Origin of the sequence: Persicobacter psychrovividus (genome assembly GCF_036492425.1) — a bacterium.
GTDB classification, from domain to species: Bacteria; Bacteroidota; Bacteroidia; order Cytophagales; family Cyclobacteriaceae; genus Persicobacter; species Persicobacter psychrovividus.
This window is the reverse complement of the sequence record NZ_AP025292.1, coordinates 1,436,346-1,451,313: the sequence shown is the minus strand read 5'-3', so window position 1 is coordinate 1,451,313 and position 14,968 is coordinate 1,436,346. Positions and strand designations below refer to the sequence as shown.

At 44.4% G+C, this 14,968-nt stretch carries 13 protein-coding genes; 6 read left to right on the top strand and 7 right to left on the bottom strand.

All coding sequences use genetic code 11. From position 1 onward, the window contains the following. Positions 1-14 precede the first annotated feature (14 nt). Both AABK40_RS06355 and AABK40_RS06350 read right to left on the bottom strand, forming a co-directional pair. Positions 15-392: a DUF1573 domain-containing protein gene (locus AABK40_RS06355; RefSeq protein WP_338397966.1), complete on the bottom strand. Its 378-nt coding sequence runs from the start codon at positions 390-392 to the stop codon at positions 15-17. A 2-nt stretch (positions 393-394) separates the two neighbouring features. Then, positions 395-1,798 (bottom strand): ATP-dependent DNA helicase, encoded by a 1,404-nt coding sequence (locus AABK40_RS06350; protein ID WP_338397965.1) that lies wholly within the window; start codon positions 1,796-1,798, stop codon positions 395-397. A gap of 74 nt (positions 1,799-1,872) precedes the next feature. Between AABK40_RS06350 and AABK40_RS06345 the strand changes: the two genes are divergently transcribed. The 5 genes from AABK40_RS06345 to AABK40_RS06325 all read left to right on the top strand — a co-directional run bounded on the left by AABK40_RS06345 (position 1,873) and on the right by AABK40_RS06325 (position 4,864). Then, positions 1,873-2,364, top strand: a complete 492-nt coding sequence (locus AABK40_RS06345) for an NUDIX domain-containing protein (RefSeq protein WP_338397964.1) — start codon at positions 1,873-1,875, stop codon at positions 2,362-2,364. A gap of 75 nt (positions 2,365-2,439) precedes the next feature. Then, positions 2,440-3,027 (top strand): hypothetical protein, encoded by a 588-nt coding sequence (locus AABK40_RS06340; protein WP_332920578.1) that lies wholly within the window; start codon positions 2,440-2,442, stop codon positions 3,025-3,027. A gap of 8 nt (positions 3,028-3,035) precedes the next feature. Next, complete coding sequence (locus AABK40_RS06335) at positions 3,036-3,926, top strand: DUF3822 family protein (protein ID WP_338397963.1); 891 nt, start codon at positions 3,036-3,038, stop codon at positions 3,924-3,926. A 31-nt stretch (positions 3,927-3,957) separates the two neighbouring features. Then, positions 3,958-4,413 carry a pantetheine-phosphate adenylyltransferase gene (coaD, locus tag AABK40_RS06330; protein WP_332920576.1) on the top strand — a complete coding sequence of 152 codons (456 nt, stop codon included), beginning with the start codon at positions 3,958-3,960 and terminating at the stop codon, positions 4,411-4,413. 19 nt (positions 4,414-4,432) lie between these two features. Beyond that, on the top strand, positions 4,433-4,864 hold the full coding sequence (locus tag AABK40_RS06325) for a hypothetical protein (RefSeq protein WP_332920575.1): 432 nt from the start codon (positions 4,433-4,435) through the stop codon (positions 4,862-4,864). Between the two features lie 19 nt (positions 4,865-4,883). Here AABK40_RS06325 and AABK40_RS06320 read toward each other — a convergent pair whose 3' ends face one another. From AABK40_RS06320 to AABK40_RS06300, 5 genes are all read right to left on the bottom strand, one after another. Continuing rightward, the gene (locus AABK40_RS06320) at positions 4,884-6,176 is read right to left on the bottom strand and encodes a metallophosphoesterase (protein WP_332920574.1); all 1,293 of its coding nucleotides are present in this window, start codon (positions 6,174-6,176) and stop codon (positions 4,884-4,886) included. A gap of 285 nt (positions 6,177-6,461) precedes the next feature. Then, positions 6,462-9,941 (bottom strand): efflux RND transporter permease subunit, encoded by a 3,480-nt coding sequence (locus tag AABK40_RS06315; protein ID WP_338397962.1) that lies wholly within the window; start codon positions 9,939-9,941, stop codon positions 6,462-6,464. A gap of 11 nt (positions 9,942-9,952) precedes the next feature. Beyond that, positions 9,953-11,116, bottom strand: a complete 1,164-nt coding sequence (locus tag AABK40_RS06310; protein ID WP_332920572.1) for an efflux RND transporter periplasmic adaptor subunit — start codon at positions 11,114-11,116, stop codon at positions 9,953-9,955. An 18-nt stretch (positions 11,117-11,134) separates the two neighbouring features. After that, a complete protein-coding gene (locus tag AABK40_RS06305; RefSeq protein WP_338397961.1) occupies positions 11,135-12,511 on the bottom strand; it encodes a TolC family protein in 1,377 nt (458 codons plus the stop codon). Between the two features lie 2 nt (positions 12,512-12,513). After that, positions 12,514-13,125, bottom strand: coding sequence for a TetR/AcrR family transcriptional regulator (locus tag AABK40_RS06300; protein ID WP_332920570.1), 612 nt, complete (start codon positions 13,123-13,125; stop codon positions 12,514-12,516). Between the two features lie 785 nt (positions 13,126-13,910). Between AABK40_RS06300 and AABK40_RS06295 the strand changes: the two genes are divergently transcribed. Beyond that, complete coding sequence (locus AABK40_RS06295; RefSeq protein WP_421953299.1) at positions 13,911-14,852, top strand: ribose-phosphate pyrophosphokinase; 942 nt, start codon at positions 13,911-13,913, stop codon at positions 14,850-14,852. The last annotated feature ends 116 nt before the right edge of the window (positions 14,853-14,968 follow it).

The following is a 14,968-nucleotide window of genomic DNA, read 5'->3' as shown; positions in this document are numbered from 1 at the left end:
CACAGGCATCGCTGCTAATCTTTCTCAATGACCGTCCCACTAATACGGAGCACTTTATAGCCCTCCGCCACATTGCACACCACACGGATCAGTTTGTTTTGCCGACCAATTTTACCCCGGCTGTTGAAATGCACCAATATCTGTGCCTTCTGCCCGGCTTTCACGGGTTCTTTGGGGTAAGTAGGGACGGTACATCCGCAGGTGGTAATCACTTTGGAGATCACCAGAGGCGAAGGACCCGCGTTCTCAAAATCAAAAGTCAGGGCGACGGAATCTCCCGCAACCACTTGCCCGAAATCCTGATAATCCGTCGACCATTTTACATCAGGAAGCTGTTGGCCCAGCAGGACCGAACTCATCAGCATTCCCAAAATCAGCAAGCAATATTTCATATTTAAAAGAATTTATCGTTAAAGTTCATCATGAACAGCTCTTCACGAGCACGGGTCATGGCGGTATAAAGCCAGCGCATCCACTCCTGGTTCACCTGATCCTCCCGCAAATACCCCTGATCCACGAAAACGGCAGGCCACTGCCCTCCCTGCGATTTATGGCAGGTCAGCGCATAGGCAAATTTAATCTGAAGAGCATTCAGGTAAGGGTCTTTCCGCAGGGCTTCCTTGAACTTAACCTTGGTGAGTCCCTCTTCGAAATAATCATTTTGCACCTGATCCTGCAATTGCCGGAACTGATCTTCAGGCATTGCCGGTGTTTCGGCGGTCAGGGTATCAAGGCAAACCATGGCTTCAAAAGGCAGCTGCCCATCCACATCAAGCAGGCGGAGCTCCAGTGAGGCAAACCTCAAACCGTACCGTTCCTCTGTATTGACCACCTTCATCACCTCCACAAAATCGCCATTGGCCAAAAAACCTGCAGGCGCATCGTCGGGCAAAATGCTGTAATTATTTTTAACAATCATCAGGTAGTCCCCTGCCTCTATGGCCTCTTCCCTGAAATGAATTTGCCGGCGAATGTATTGATTGTACTGCACGGCAGATTTATTTGACCGCGTAATGATGGCCGTACCTTCGACCCCAAATTTATCATAAGCATACCGCAAGCCATCCTCCAAACGTTGCCCGGTCATGCGATAAATATCTTCGAAGCCGGTAATCTGAAACCGAAATCCGGCACCGTGATTCTGCTGAATCATGCTTCGCAACATGGTCGCATTGCTTAATATTCCTGAGCCCTCGGCCTGCCGAACCACCTCATTTAACTCAAATTGACGCACCTGAAAACCATAGCGAGATTCAAGATGGTGATGCTCAAGCGCTGGGCTCTGGCTGTGCCCGACAGGGGGCAACTGCGCCACATCGCCCACCAACAATAACCGATTCGACCGGTCAGCAAACACAAACTGAAGGAGATCCTGTAACAGCCCTCCCTTTTGGTAGCCGGTGTCATCGTTGAGCATGGAAGCCTCATCGACAATAAAAAGCGTACGTTTGGCATTGTTTTTCTGAAGTTCAAAATACAGGCTACCGGTCATTTCATCCACCGATTGTTTATAAATCAGCCGATGGATCGTGAAAGCACGCCGCTTGGCATAATTGGCCATCACTTTACTCGCCCGGCCAGTGGGCGCCATAAGCACCGAACGATAAGCCACCGACGGCAGGCTTTTGGTCAGGGCGCTGATGACCGAGGTTTTCCCCGTACCGGCATAGCCCCGCAGGATGAATACCTGTTGCTGTTCCTCGCGGATAAAATCATCCAGCAAACCAAAAAGTTGGTGTTGTCCAGCCGTAGGCTGATGAGGAAAATGTGAAGTTAATAAGGATGCAAATTTTGTCAAACGATCGGCATTTTATAGTTTAACACAAAATAAACTTTTACCTGCCTAATTTTGCAAACAATCACCGATAAATTATGAACACTCAAGAGGCCATTGTGCAAACTTTCGGCAACCAACTGCGCCTTCGGGTGTGTGGATTGCTGATTCAAAACGACCGCTGTCTGATGATCCAACACAAAAGCATCAACGAAAGCCAGGCCTTTTTCAGCCCCCCCGGTGGTGGCTTAAAATACGGCGAAACGATTGAGTCAAGGCTCAAAGCGGAGTTTTTGGAAGAAACAGGCCTTGAAATTGAGGTGGAAAAATTCTTATTTTTCAATGAATTCCTCGCCCCGCCACTGCACGCCATAGAGCTGTTTTACCAGGTAAAACAGCAATCTGGGGAATTATCTAAAGGTTTTGACCCCGAGTTAGCAACTGATAATCAGATCATAGAAGAACTACATTTATTTTCTCTTTTAGAAATCCAAAAAATATCTGTAAATTCCCGTCATCAGTTTTTTGATTTTGGAGCGAATTGGGAAGATATTTTATCACTTCAAGGACATTTTAAAAAAGATTTTTAACTTACAATTAATTGTTTTGTTCTTTGCCTTATGGCCGAATAAAGCTTATACTTGCATAAAAATTAGAGAATAATAATGAACACGACTAGGATTTTTACTATTGTAACTGGAATTGTGGCCTTGGGCTTGGCTTATGTTCTTTTTTCAGGTATTAAAAGTGACATTGATCTAAAGGAAAAGATCAAGGTAACTGAGAAAGCCGTAATTGAGCGTTTAAAGACCATCCGTGAGGCGGAGATCGCATACCAGTCAGTTTACGGTGAGTACACCGGCAACTTCGATACGTTGAAAGCTTTTGCTGACACCGGTAAAGTGTATATCATTCAGAAGAAAGAGTACATTAAATCTTTGAGCTACGGTGCGGATTCTGTTTGGGTTGAAGTAGATACTTTGGACCAAGTTGCCGTACGTGATACTATCTTTACTCCTGAGAAATTCCCTAACTTCGATCCTTCGAAATTGAACAAGATTCCTGGTTCTTCGAAAAGCTTCGACATCTGGGCAGGAAAAGTGAAAAAAGGAAACCACGATGTAGCTGTTTTCGAGGTGAAAGATATCGATCCTGTTGATCCTACTCGTAAAGAAGATAACGATATCTTTGCGCGTAAGCCACTAAGAATTGGTTCAAGAACTGAAGTAACAACTGCTGGTAACTTCGAATAATTATTAATTTGAATATCATTAGTAAACTTAATTACCAAGAAGTTCATCATATTTTAGACAGCGAGAAGCTCTCAATCGATGATCTGCATTTCTACGATCTCTTTCTGGAGATCGGCAGGAAAGACATGCAGGCATTAATCATCGACAGCAGGGATTCTCGCTGTCTTTTGTTAGATGACTTTATTTTACAGGAAGCGGACAACGGGCAGGAACACGCAATGCTGATCGATGAAATTATCGAGCAACATCCCCTTTTGCCTGCAGGATTCTGGAAAACAGTGACGGTTTGTATAAAATCAAACACCTTCGCACTGGTTCCTGCAAAATTCTTCAAAGCCGAACAAGCTTCAAATTATTTATCATTGGTGAGCCCGGTGGTTCACAGCAACAGTACAACGCTCAGCTCGCCCTGCCTGCAGGATGAGAGTGTCATTAATGTATTCAACACGCACAATAATCTGGTGGAAATGCTTCAGCAAAAGTATGAGCAGAAAACCATACAGTTTGTGCATCAGGCCAACAGCCTGATCAACGGTTGTTTTTCGGAAACCAAAACCGAGGGCGAGCAAGTGAATATATTGATCGATCGCTTTTATATGCACATTATTGTTAGTGAGGGCCAACAGCTGCGGTTCTACAATCAGTTTGCGATCAAGAAATTTGATGATTACGTGCAGTACCTGATGATGATCCTGAGTGAACAGGAACTGAGTAGGCATTGCCCGATTAAGGTTTACGGCTTTATTGCTGATGACAGTCCGCACTTTAAGAAGCTGAAAGAAGTCTTTACCAATATGGAGATGGGACAGCGCCCAAAAACGCTTTTCTACCCCTATCATTTTGATGAAATAAAGGAAAATGCATATTTTGATGTGTTTTCATTGAGCCTTTGTAAATAACTTTACAAAGGTTTTTCTTTAATTAGCCCCTATGAAAAAAATCGCTATTTTCCCCGGCTCCTTTGACCCTTTCACCAAAGGGCATGAAGACATCGTCAATCGAGGGCTAAAGCTCTTTGATGAAGTACACATTGCTATTGGCCATAACACCAATAAAAATCGGTATTTCCCAGTAGAGGGGATGATCGAAAAAATGGAGAAGCTGTTTGAAGCCAATCCCAATGTAAAGATTTCCACTTATCAGGAGCTGACCTCCAATTACGCCAAGAAGATCAATGCCCATTATATCCTCAGAGGCCTGAGAAATACCACGGATTTTGAGTATGAGAACAGTATTTCGCAAGTCAACAGGCACCTGAACAAAGACCTCGAAACGGTCTTTCTGTTCACTTCACCTGAATATGCGGCCATCAGTTCGAGTATTATCAGGGAAGTGCACAAATACGATGGGAACGTCAGTGAATTTGTTCCTTTTGAATTAGATTAACCCCAACCCACATCAACCTATGAAGTTATTTTTTACCATACTGATGTCATTGTTCTTTTTTGACAACAACAGTTCCACGGTCTTCAGCTATAATGGCAAAAGCATTGAGGTCAATGCCTCGATCGGGAAAAAATTCGTCGGCACATACAAAGGCGCACAAGGCGGATACCTTGAACTCCACGCAGACGGAACGGGCTTTTATAAATACGATTACGCTTTTGGTCCCTGTAAAAATACGCCTATTCCCATTCAGTGGGGCATGATCAAAGATGCAAAAGGGAGCGCTGTACGGTTCAACAGGAAATACGGACAATCTTACCCGATTTTCTTTAAAAGCACCGCAGGCGCAAGATTTAGAGGGTGCAAAGAGGAAGTCCTCGAAGACTTCCTGCTGGTGTATAAAAATGGCACCATCGAGGTAAGTACCTCCGACGACTGGAAAAAACAATAATTGTCAAGGCTATTTCAAATTATGAAATGGCCTTTTTTAATTCCAAAATGGTAATTTCCGGCAAAATACCAATACGGCCCGGATAGCCAATATAGCCAAAGCCCCGATTGACATACAAATACTGGCGCCCCTCCTGATACAAATCAGCCCATTGCTTATAGCGCCATTGCGCCGGAGACCATCGGAAATCGCCAATCTCTATGCCGCACTGAAAGCCATGTGTATGCCCGCTGAGGGTTAAATCTATATCTCCATACTCAGGGCGCACCTGCGCATCCCAGTGACTTGGATCGTGGGAAAGCAAAATTTTCGTAGCCACATGCTCCATCCCTTGATAGGCTTTGTCAAGTTGGCCATATTTTGCAAAACGGCCTGTCCCCCAATTCTGCACCCCAATCACGCCCAAATCGGCGCCATCAACGGTAATCAAACGGTTTTCATCGAGCATTAAATCCCAGCCCATTGTTTTGTGGACTTCTTTAAAATCCTGGAAGTTCCGGTTTTTCGCATTCGCAGAAGTCCAACGCTGGTAATCGCCATAATCATGATTCCCCATGACAGAAAATACCCCGAGGTCCGCTTTTACCTCCTTGAATATCGGCACATAATCACGGGCCTCTTCTGCAACATTATTCACCAGATCGCCCGTAAAAAACACCACGTCCGGCTTCTCTTTCATCAGCATCTCCACGCCGCCTTTCACGGCTGTTTTATTGAAGAAGGAGCCTGTGTGAATATCAGAAAGCTGCGCCACCTGAATTCCATCAAAAGCTTGAGGTAAATTTGGCAGATAAACCGTTCGGCGACGGATACGATAATCATGTGCTCCAGAGATAATCCCGAAGCTCATGGTGGCCATCGGCACTGCAACACCCACCAAACTGGCTTTCGAGAGGAACTCTCCCCTACTTACCCCTTTTGCAGAACGTTCTTCTGCAAGGGATTCCGTGGTAACGGTTTCTGATACTGATTTTGAACTTAGAAAATCGGCCATCCACCGAACACCGCGAACAATGTCGTCAAGCACTAAAAACATCGATCCGATCATTTTCGAGAAATAGGTGATGGTCAGTACCGTGAGGATCAGTTGCCGATGCGCCAACAATGGGGAAGCCGGGCCACTCAAGCCCAAAGCGAGGGTCAGTAACAGGCAGAAAATGGCCACGCCCCAATAGATGTTATAAACATATTTTATCGTCCTGCTGCTGAGGTTTCCTACGAGTAACTTTACGGCCTGAAAGATGTAAACATCAAGCAGAAGCATGATCAGCAGGAAGATGAAAACAGGGACAATTTTTTCAAATGAAATCATGAAAATTGAAAGTGTTGGTTGATGTATGTGATTTATTAATGAGTACGTAAGGAATTGTCAAAAATACACCATTTTTCAGAGAATAATTTTGACCTACTGGCAGAAAAACCTTCAAACTAAATGGAAACTACGTCAAAATCAGTTTCATCAGCAGAAGTATGAAAACCAATATTGTTTGAGGTTAATCATTCTCAAAAATGGCCATCACAACATTCTGGGCAGAAAAAAAGGGAGAAAATCTTTACGATTTCTCCCCTTACAATTTAATCAATCAACCTTTACATATTAGTATACTCTTGATTTGATCTTTAGTTTTATATCCTCGACAATAATATACATCACCGGGACAATGACCAATGTAAGAAAGGTTGCGAAAGTCAAACCAAAAATAATCGTCCAAGACATAGGCCCCCAGAAGATTACATTATCACCACCGATATAGAAACCAGCATCGAAATGTGCAAACCAGCCAAGGAAGTCAATATTGATTCCCACAGCAAGCGGCACAAGCCCTAAAACGGTGGTAATTGCCGTCAGTAACACTGGGCGCAAACGGGTTTTCCCAGCTTCCACAACCGCCTGTCGCATTTCCAAAGTGGTCAGTCGAACCTGCTCCTGTTTCAAATCACTATTTTGTTTAGCTTGTAACTTTTCTTCTTTCTTCAAGCCAATAAAATCAATTAAAACGATCGCATTGTTCACCACAATTCCAGCCAGGGAAATAATTCCGATCATGGTCATGATAATGATAAAATCCATCTGGAAAATCACCAAGCCGAGGAATACACCAATGGTAGAGAATACCACAGAGGTAATAATGATAAATGGTGTGGTTACCTGATTGAATTGTGCCACAATAATCAAAAAGATCATGAATACCGCAATCAGCAAAGCTCCGGAAAGGAAGCCCATTTCTTCCGCCTGCTTTTCCTGCTCCCCTCCAAACTTAATGGTGTAGCCGTCAGGCACCGGAAATTCATCCACCACCTGGCGAATTTCATCATTCACCTTATTGGCATTGTAGCCGTCGAGCACATTGGACGAAAGCGTTACCACACGGTCCATGTCTTTTCGCTTAATTCCACCATATGTGGAACTCAGTTCGATGGTGGCCACCGAAGAAATCGGCACCTGATGGATTCGTCCGTCAGACTGGTTTCTAAAGGTAATATTCTGATTCATCAACGCCTCGATATCATAACGATAGTCTTTATCGAGTCTCATCTGAATTTCAAAATCATCTTCACCCTCTTTGTATTTCGAAATTTCCTTACCAAAAAGTGCCGTACGAATTTCCATGGCAATCTGTGCGGTAGAGAGACCAAATCGACGAGCCTTTTCACGATCGATATTCACGAGCATTTCTGGCTTGCCAACTTCCAAGTCAGATTTCAGCTTTTCAATTCCCAAAATCCCGGCACCACTGATTTCGCTTTTCAGTTCATCAGTAATACTGATCAGTTTTTCGAACTTCGGACCGATAATTTCTACAGAAATCGGTTTACCTGTCGGTGGTCCGCCTTTATCCTGATCCACGGTAATGGACACCCCAGCAAGGCCACCAACGCCCTCCCGCACTTTATTCATGATCTCGCGGGTACTCACCTCGCCACGCAAAGCAAATTCCACGAAGTTAATGGTGATTCTGGCTTTGTGCGGTGTTTTTCCTCCACCCACTGACATCTCGCCGGGATCACTTGTTCCAGCGCCAACATTCGAGATAATGGACTCCACCACATCTCCATAAGGCGCAACAATTTCGGCGAGCTGCTGCTCAATTTTTAGTCCCGTTTGGTTGGTTTCTTCGATATCCGTTCCTACAGGATATTCAATGAAAACATTCACGTATTTCGGGTCTCCCGTAGGGAAAAACTCAACATTGGGCGTAAAATATTTCATTAATACAATAGAGAGGACCAACAAGCCCACGGTTCCGAAGAAGTAAGCATAAGGCAAACGGCCTTTTACGGCGGTAGCAAGGGTGTTTTCGTACATATTCTCAAGCCAGGGCAAGAAGGTCGCCTGGAATTTTTCCCCCAGAGGCGTCAGTACGTAAACGTTCAGCAGTATAATAGCCCCCGTTATACCAAGCAGGTTTCCTACCACATTATAATGTACCACTTTGGATTCCAAAACTGCAGGGTTCTGAATTCCCGCCGTAGCGAGCATTTTAAGACCGAAGACCAAAAGGCCAACGATGATCAGTCCGAATCCCCAGTAATTTACCCGTTTTTTGTTCACTACGGGGCCATCTCCCTGTACACGCATAAACTGAGCGATAAACACAGGGTTAATCACCAAGGCAACAAACAGCGAAGAACCAAGGGTGATCATGAGCGTAATGGGCAGATATTTCATAAACTCGCCCATCATTCCCGGCCAGAAGGCCAAGGGCAAAAAGGCTGCAAGCGTGGTGGCTGTGGAGGAGATGATTGGAAAAGCGACTTCACCAACACCTTTTTTGGCAGCGTTGATCGGTGAAAGGCCTTCTTCCATCATACGATAGACATTTTCCACCACCACAATACCATTATCCACCAGCATTCCGAGTGCCATGATCAGCGAAAAGAGCACGATCATATTGATGGTTACGCCCATAATTCCCAAAATCAGGAAAGAAAGGAACATGGAAAGCGGAATTGCCATTCCTACAAACAGGGCGTTTCTTGTTCCTAAAAAGAACAACAACACCAACACTACAAGGATCACCCCAGAGATGATGTTATTCTCCAAATTGCTTACCTGTGTTTTGGTTTCTTTGGACTGATCGCCCGTCATGACAATCTTCAGGTCCTTCGGAAAGTGCGTCTTTTTTGCTTTCGCAAGAAGGGCATTAATTTTATCGGTAGCGGCAAGCAGGTTCTCCCCACTTCGTTTCACTACATCGACCATCACTACGGACTCACTCCCGAGGCGGGCAAATGATTCTGGGTCTTTGTAGTCGAAATTTACCGTCGCCACGTCGCGCAAGTAAACGATATTTCCCTTTTCGGCTTTCACGACAATGTCCAGCAACCCCTGTGGGTCTTTGAACTCCCCAAGAATACGGATATTTCTCCGCACGCCATCAGAGAGGGCATCCCCCCCAGAAATATTGACGTTCTCATTGGCCACGGCCATTTCGATGTCCGAAAAAGAAACTTCCCTGGCAGCCATCAGGTACGGGTTGCAATTGATTTTCACCTCACGCTCGCCCACACCACGGATCTCAACTTTGGAAATCTCCCTGAATTTTTCAATTTCATCTTCAAGGTATTCGGCGTAATCATTCAGCTGTGTGAGGGAATAATTCCCCGAAAGGTTGATGTTAAGAATCGGGAATTCCGAGAAATTAAGTTCAAAAACATCAGGCTCCAGCTTCAGGTCTGTTGGCAGTTCTGAACGGGCTTTATCCACCGCATCTTTTACTTTCACCAAGGCATCCTTTACATCAGTTCCAGTAACGAACTCAATCACAATGGTTGAATACCCCTGCACGGAGGTAGACTTAATATTGTCAATATTTTCTACCGTATTGATTTCCTTCTCCAGCGGTCGGGTAATCAGGTTTTCAATATCAGCGGGCGAACTACCGGCGTAGACTGTCCCCACATAAATGGTGGGCATCTCCACTTCCGGGAAGTTCTCTTTTGGCAGGTTGATGTACTGAAAAATACCAGCAACGGCAATCAGCAATGTCATCACAAAAACAGTGGAGCTATTGTTCAAGGCCAGGCTGGTGAGCCCAAATTCCTTGTCAAGCTTATTTTTATTGTTCTCTTCCATGGCTGTGCTTGTTATTTTTGATCAACTTCCGCCGTAGGCTTCAATACCTGCAGGGTCATGTCCTGTGCCGCCTCACGGTAACCTTCGGTAATCACCTCGTCGCCATCAGTCAGCCCACGGGTAATTTCCGTTTCACCACGGAAGCTTTTACCAAGCTCTACACGCGAGCGGTGTGCCTTCTGGGCTTTGCCATCGGTTTTTACGGTGTACACATAGTAACCTTCAGAATCCTTCTGAATCAGTTTGGTAGGAACAACAATCGCCCCGTCAGCCTGATAGTCGCGTACCTCAACAACTGCCAGCAGGTTCGGCTTAACCATGCCTTCTGTTTCACCGTCAAGGCGAATTTCAATCGTGAAAGTTCTGTTGCTTTTATTGATCACCTGCCCCAGCGAGGCAATCGTAGAATTTACCGTCTTGTTCAGGGAAGGAAAACGTACCGTTACTTGATCGCCACGCTTAAACTTACCAATGTAGCGCTCAGAAACCTCCGCACGGATATACATATCAGTACTTCCCGCCAAACGCAACAATGGCATGCCTGGAGAAACCACCTCGCCATCTTTGGCAATCACTTCATCAACCTGCCCATTGAAAGGCGCTTTTACCCTCGCCTGATCGAGCTGCGAATTTAGCGTCGCCAATTTCCGCTGCAGGCTTTCGTATTGGTTTTTAGCTTCGAGGTACTGTACCTCCGAGCCTACTTTTTTCTCCCAAAGCGCTGCACGTTTTTTGTACATCTTCTCGGCAAACTCCAGCGAAGTTTTCACCTCAGCAATACCATTGACCACCTGATCGGCATCGAGGTGCAACAAGGACTGCCCTTTTTTCACTACACTTCCCTCTACCACATTAATTTTCTCCACACGGCCCATCATTTCTGCGGAAAGCATCACATTCTTGCGGGATTGTACTTCACCACGCACATCAATCATATGCTCAAAAGACTGGCTGCGAACGGGGATTGTGGCCACATTCAACACCGAACCTGAGGCATTAAAGGCATCGGGGTCCAGGTCCAGGATTTGCTGTTCAACGACCTTAATTTTCGCTTTGGTTTCTGCGAGTTCGGCACGCAATTCCGAGAGTTCCTCTTTTTTGTTTTCAAGGGAATGATCATTGCAGGCAGAAATTGCCACAAGGCCTCCGATCATTAAAAAGATATAATATTTCATAGTTAGGTTGTTTGCTTATTATAAACCGCGGCGATACAGCTGCCCAACGGATTTTTCAAGGTTGACTTTATTTAAAAGTGCATCGTAATATGCATTGAAATAATTCACCTGAGCGGTGATATAAGAATTGTTGGCGTCCACCAATTCGATGTTACTTCCAATACCTTCCTGGTATTTCAGGCGGGTGGTTTCAAAAACATCTTTGGCCAGGGTCATATTTTCTTTTTCAAAGGTGAGTTGGTCGATTGCGCTAAGCAAATTGGCTTTCGACTGAAAGACCTCATTGTCTATGGCCATGGCGGTTTGCTGCTGATCGTACTCGAGTTGTTCAAGTCGCATCCGTACCTGCTGTGCTTTTTGGCGCTTCATGAGTCCGTCGAAAATCGGAATGCTCAATTGCACCCCAATGGTTCCGAAGCCAAACCATTGCGTCCCAAATTTGGTCAGGCCACCGATGGTATTTGCCCCCGTCAGGTACCCCATATTCCCTACTGCATATAAATTTGGCAGGTATTGTACATGAATGTTCTTGAGTTCATATTTGGCCAGGTCTTCCTGAACCCCGAGGAGTTGCATCTCGACCCGATCCGAAGATTTAAAGGCCAGGTCCGCATCGAGAATACTTGGATCAAAGGCAATATCACTGATATGCTCCTCCACCACTACGGGCGCATTAACATTTACTCCCATATGGAAAGAAAGCAACCTTTGGCTCAACTCGATCATTCGCTGTGAGCTTTTCAGCGACGATTTAATATTATTGTAAGATACACGAATACGGTCCACATCAATTTTCTCCGCGAAACCTTCATCAAACATTAATTGGGTCTCATTCAGCAAGGTGTCCAATCGGCCAAGGTTTTGTTCCACCAGGCGGAGTCGCTCCTTATTGATCAGTACCAGGTAATAGGCCTTCTTTACCGATTCCACTACATCAATTTCCGCGCGAATCAGGTCTTTCTGAGCCAAATCCACATAGGTTTTTGCTGCCTCAAGTCCTACAAAGAAGGAGCCGTCAAAAATCAGCTGACTCACCGAAAGGGTGGCGTTGGCATCATAGCTGGTCCCAAAACTGATGGGCGTAATTTGGTCGCTTGGTGACGCTGACGGCGGGGCGTTAGGGTCACTTCCTCCTAAAAAATCACCCGTAATAAAAGAGGTCCGCAGGGCAAAGTTATTGTTGGCGGTTACCTGCCCATTCACCTGCGGCAAACCAATGGCGATGGTTTCCTTTACTTTGTACTGAGATTCCCGAACACTGGCCTCACTTTTATTGATGGCCTGATTATTCTGTAAGGCAATGTCGATACATTGCTGCAAATTCAGTGAAGTCGAGCCTTGTCCCCTACCCAAAAATGGCATGAGGCAGAGGGCAATCATCATCAAAAGTCTCATGATTAGTTTGCTGTTTTGTTTGATTGGTTAATATTTTGAAGGGTATGAAGGCCCTTTTCCGTTACAATTCCGAGTAGAAAATGATCCGCGATCTGCTGATACACCTCTTCGTACTGAAAGGTCGCCCGGGGAAACAAATTTGGACGAAAACAATATTCAAGCTGCTCCATGCGTAGCACTGCCATCACTTTCACATTGAGATCCTGGCGAAAAAAAGCCCGATCCACCCCTTGCTGAAGCAGGGCACTCATGTTATGCTGCACCACTTTATGCTTAAAATCCAAGTAGGCAGTCCAGCCCTTTGGGTAGTACCGCTCAATTTCATGCAATACGAGCGGATTGCTGCGGGCATGCATTTCTTTAGCAAAACCCGACAGTTTGAGAAAAGCATCGACAGGATCAGCGGCCAAATCAATGATGGAGCGCATTTGCTGCTCCTGCTTTTCAAATTCCTGTTCAAGCGTAGCCAGAAGCAATGCCTCCTTGTTGGGAAAACACTGATAGATGGTTTTTTTTGACACCCCGAGCTTTCTTGCGATTTCATCCATGGTCACTGACCGTATCCCCAGACGACTGAAAAGCTCGAAGGATAACGCTATTATTCGATCATGCATTGACAATTAGGATTGAGGTTAAGTTAATATAACATTAAAAACGCTCGAAACTATGCAAATTTCAATCGTTTCCAAAGTGTATATTGTGATTTTTCTCATTTGCATTGCCTATCCTATCATTAGTTTTATCAATAAACCTTTTAACAAACAGGATTTTTGTATCGTCGAAAGTGGCTCAGAAAAATCATACCGCCTTATGGCTGAAATAAAGCCGCTTTTAATAACTGTTGGATCCCCCGATGATGAAAGAAGGTGAGTGAAACGCCACATCGAATTCAAGCGGTATTTACCACTTCAAATAGAAAACAATCCTGCGTATTTACACAAGTAAAAGAGCGCAAAAAGATCCGCACAAATTCGTACCTAAAAGATCAACATTGAAGACAGCAAAATAGCGACAACATGAAAATGTACATATCAGACACCTCCTGAATCCGAGAGACGTCTTTATACTTAAAATGCTATAAACTTTAATTTATCGAGGATTTTAATTTCAGAGAGAAAAATTGCATTCCGCCACCTTCAGTCAGCTAATTGCCTTGTATTTTTCAAACAACTCCCCTTTTTGCGTGTTTTCCTTAGCAAATAGCTTTTCGAAAGGTAAAAAAAGGGATTTTCAGCGCTCAGTGCGGCGTTATTATTTCTGTTTTCAGAAGTGATTTTTAATTTTTTTCTTACCTTTGCATCGCTATTAATAAAGAATAGGACAATTTGAATAAGGTCGAAGCTTACTATTTTCAGCCTTATTTAAATCGTTACAACACTTTGAACATATTATTCAAAAAATGTCTGCGGTAAAAATCTTCTCCGGTACTGAGTCTCAATATTTAGCTGAAAAAATCGCCCACCAGTATGGTACAGAGGTTGGTGATGTAAAAATCAGTAAATTTAGTGATGGCGAAATGTGCCCTGCCTTCCAAGAGTCCGTTCGTGGCTGTGATGTATTCATCATTCAATCTACTTTTGCTCCATCAGACAATTTGATGGAAGTTTTATTAATGGTAGATGCTGCCCGTCGTGCTTCGGCAAAATACGTAACTGTTGTAGCCCCTTACTTTGGCTATGCTCGTCAAGATCGTAAAGATAAGCCAAGAGTGCCTATCGCTGCCAAATTAGTAGCTAATCTGCTTACTGCTGCTGGTGCTGATCGCATCATGACTTGTGACCTACACGCTGGTCAAATTCAAGCATTCTTCGATATTCCTGTGGATCACCTTGAAGGAGCGACTGTATTTGTTCCTTATTTGGCTTCTTTGGGCTTAGAGAACCTTTTGTTCGCAGCTCCAGATGTTGGAGGAACAAAACGTGCGCGTGACCTTGCCAAGATTTTCCGTTCCAATATGGTGATCTGTGACAAGCATCGTGAGCGTGCCAACGAGGTAGCTTCTATGCAGGTGATTGGTGATGTTACTGGTGCTGATGTTATCATTGTTGATGATATCATCGATACAGGCGGGACCTTGTGCAAAGCAGCTGATATTCTATTGGAAAAAGGTGCTAAATCTGTTCGCGCAGTCATTACACACCCTATCCTTTCAGGAAAGGCTTATGAAAACATTGAGAATTCTTCCTTGACTGAATTGGTGGTTACAGATACCATTCCATTGCGTCAGGAGTCTTCAAAAATCAAAGTATTGTCTGTTGGTGAGCTTTTCGGTAAGGCGATCCGTAAGATTCACGACAATGAGTCGATCTCTTCTTTGTTCATCAAAGGCATGTCTATTTAAGACGAACTTCTTAGTTGGTTATTAAATCACTGAAACCACAAGTATTTTCGAAATACTTGTGGTTTTTTTATTTTATTTTCCGATATTTGCACGCCTGTTTGAGTGAATAACAAGAA

Bases quoted from the DNA above. Each gene is read 5' to 3' on its own strand.
- AABK40_RS06355 (WP_338397966.1), bottom strand. From the start codon at position 392: ATGAAATATTGCTTGCTGATTTTGGGAATGCTGATGAGTTCGGTCCTG.
- AABK40_RS06345 (WP_338397964.1), top strand. From the start codon at position 1,873: ATGAACACTCAAGAGGCCATTGTGCAAACTTTCGGCAACCAACTGCGC.
- AABK40_RS06340 (WP_332920578.1), top strand. From the start codon at position 2,440: ATGAACACGACTAGGATTTTTACTATTGTAACTGGAATTGTGGCCTTG.
- coaD (WP_332920576.1), top strand. From the start codon at position 3,958: ATGAAAAAAATCGCTATTTTCCCCGGCTCCTTTGACCCTTTCACCAAA.
- AABK40_RS06325 (WP_332920575.1), top strand. From the start codon at position 4,433: ATGAAGTTATTTTTTACCATACTGATGTCATTGTTCTTTTTTGACAAC.
- AABK40_RS06320 (WP_332920574.1), bottom strand. From the start codon at position 6,176: ATGATTTCATTTGAAAAAATTGTCCCTGTTTTCATCTTCCTGCTGATC.
- AABK40_RS06315 (WP_338397962.1), bottom strand. From the start codon at position 9,941: ATGGAAGAGAACAATAAAAATAAGCTTGACAAGGAATTTGGGCTCACC.
- AABK40_RS06310 (WP_332920572.1), bottom strand. From the start codon at position 11,116: ATGAAATATTATATCTTTTTAATGATCGGAGGCCTTGTGGCAATTTCT.
- AABK40_RS06305 (WP_338397961.1), bottom strand. From the start codon at position 12,511: ATGAGACTTTTGATGATGATTGCCCTCTGCCTCATGCCATTTTTGGGT.
- AABK40_RS06300 (WP_332920570.1), bottom strand. From the start codon at position 13,125: ATGCATGATCGAATAATAGCGTTATCCTTCGAGCTTTTCAGTCGTCTG.
- AABK40_RS06295 (WP_421953299.1), top strand. From the start codon at position 13,911: ATGTCTGCGGTAAAAATCTTCTCCGGTACTGAGTCTCAATATTTAGCT.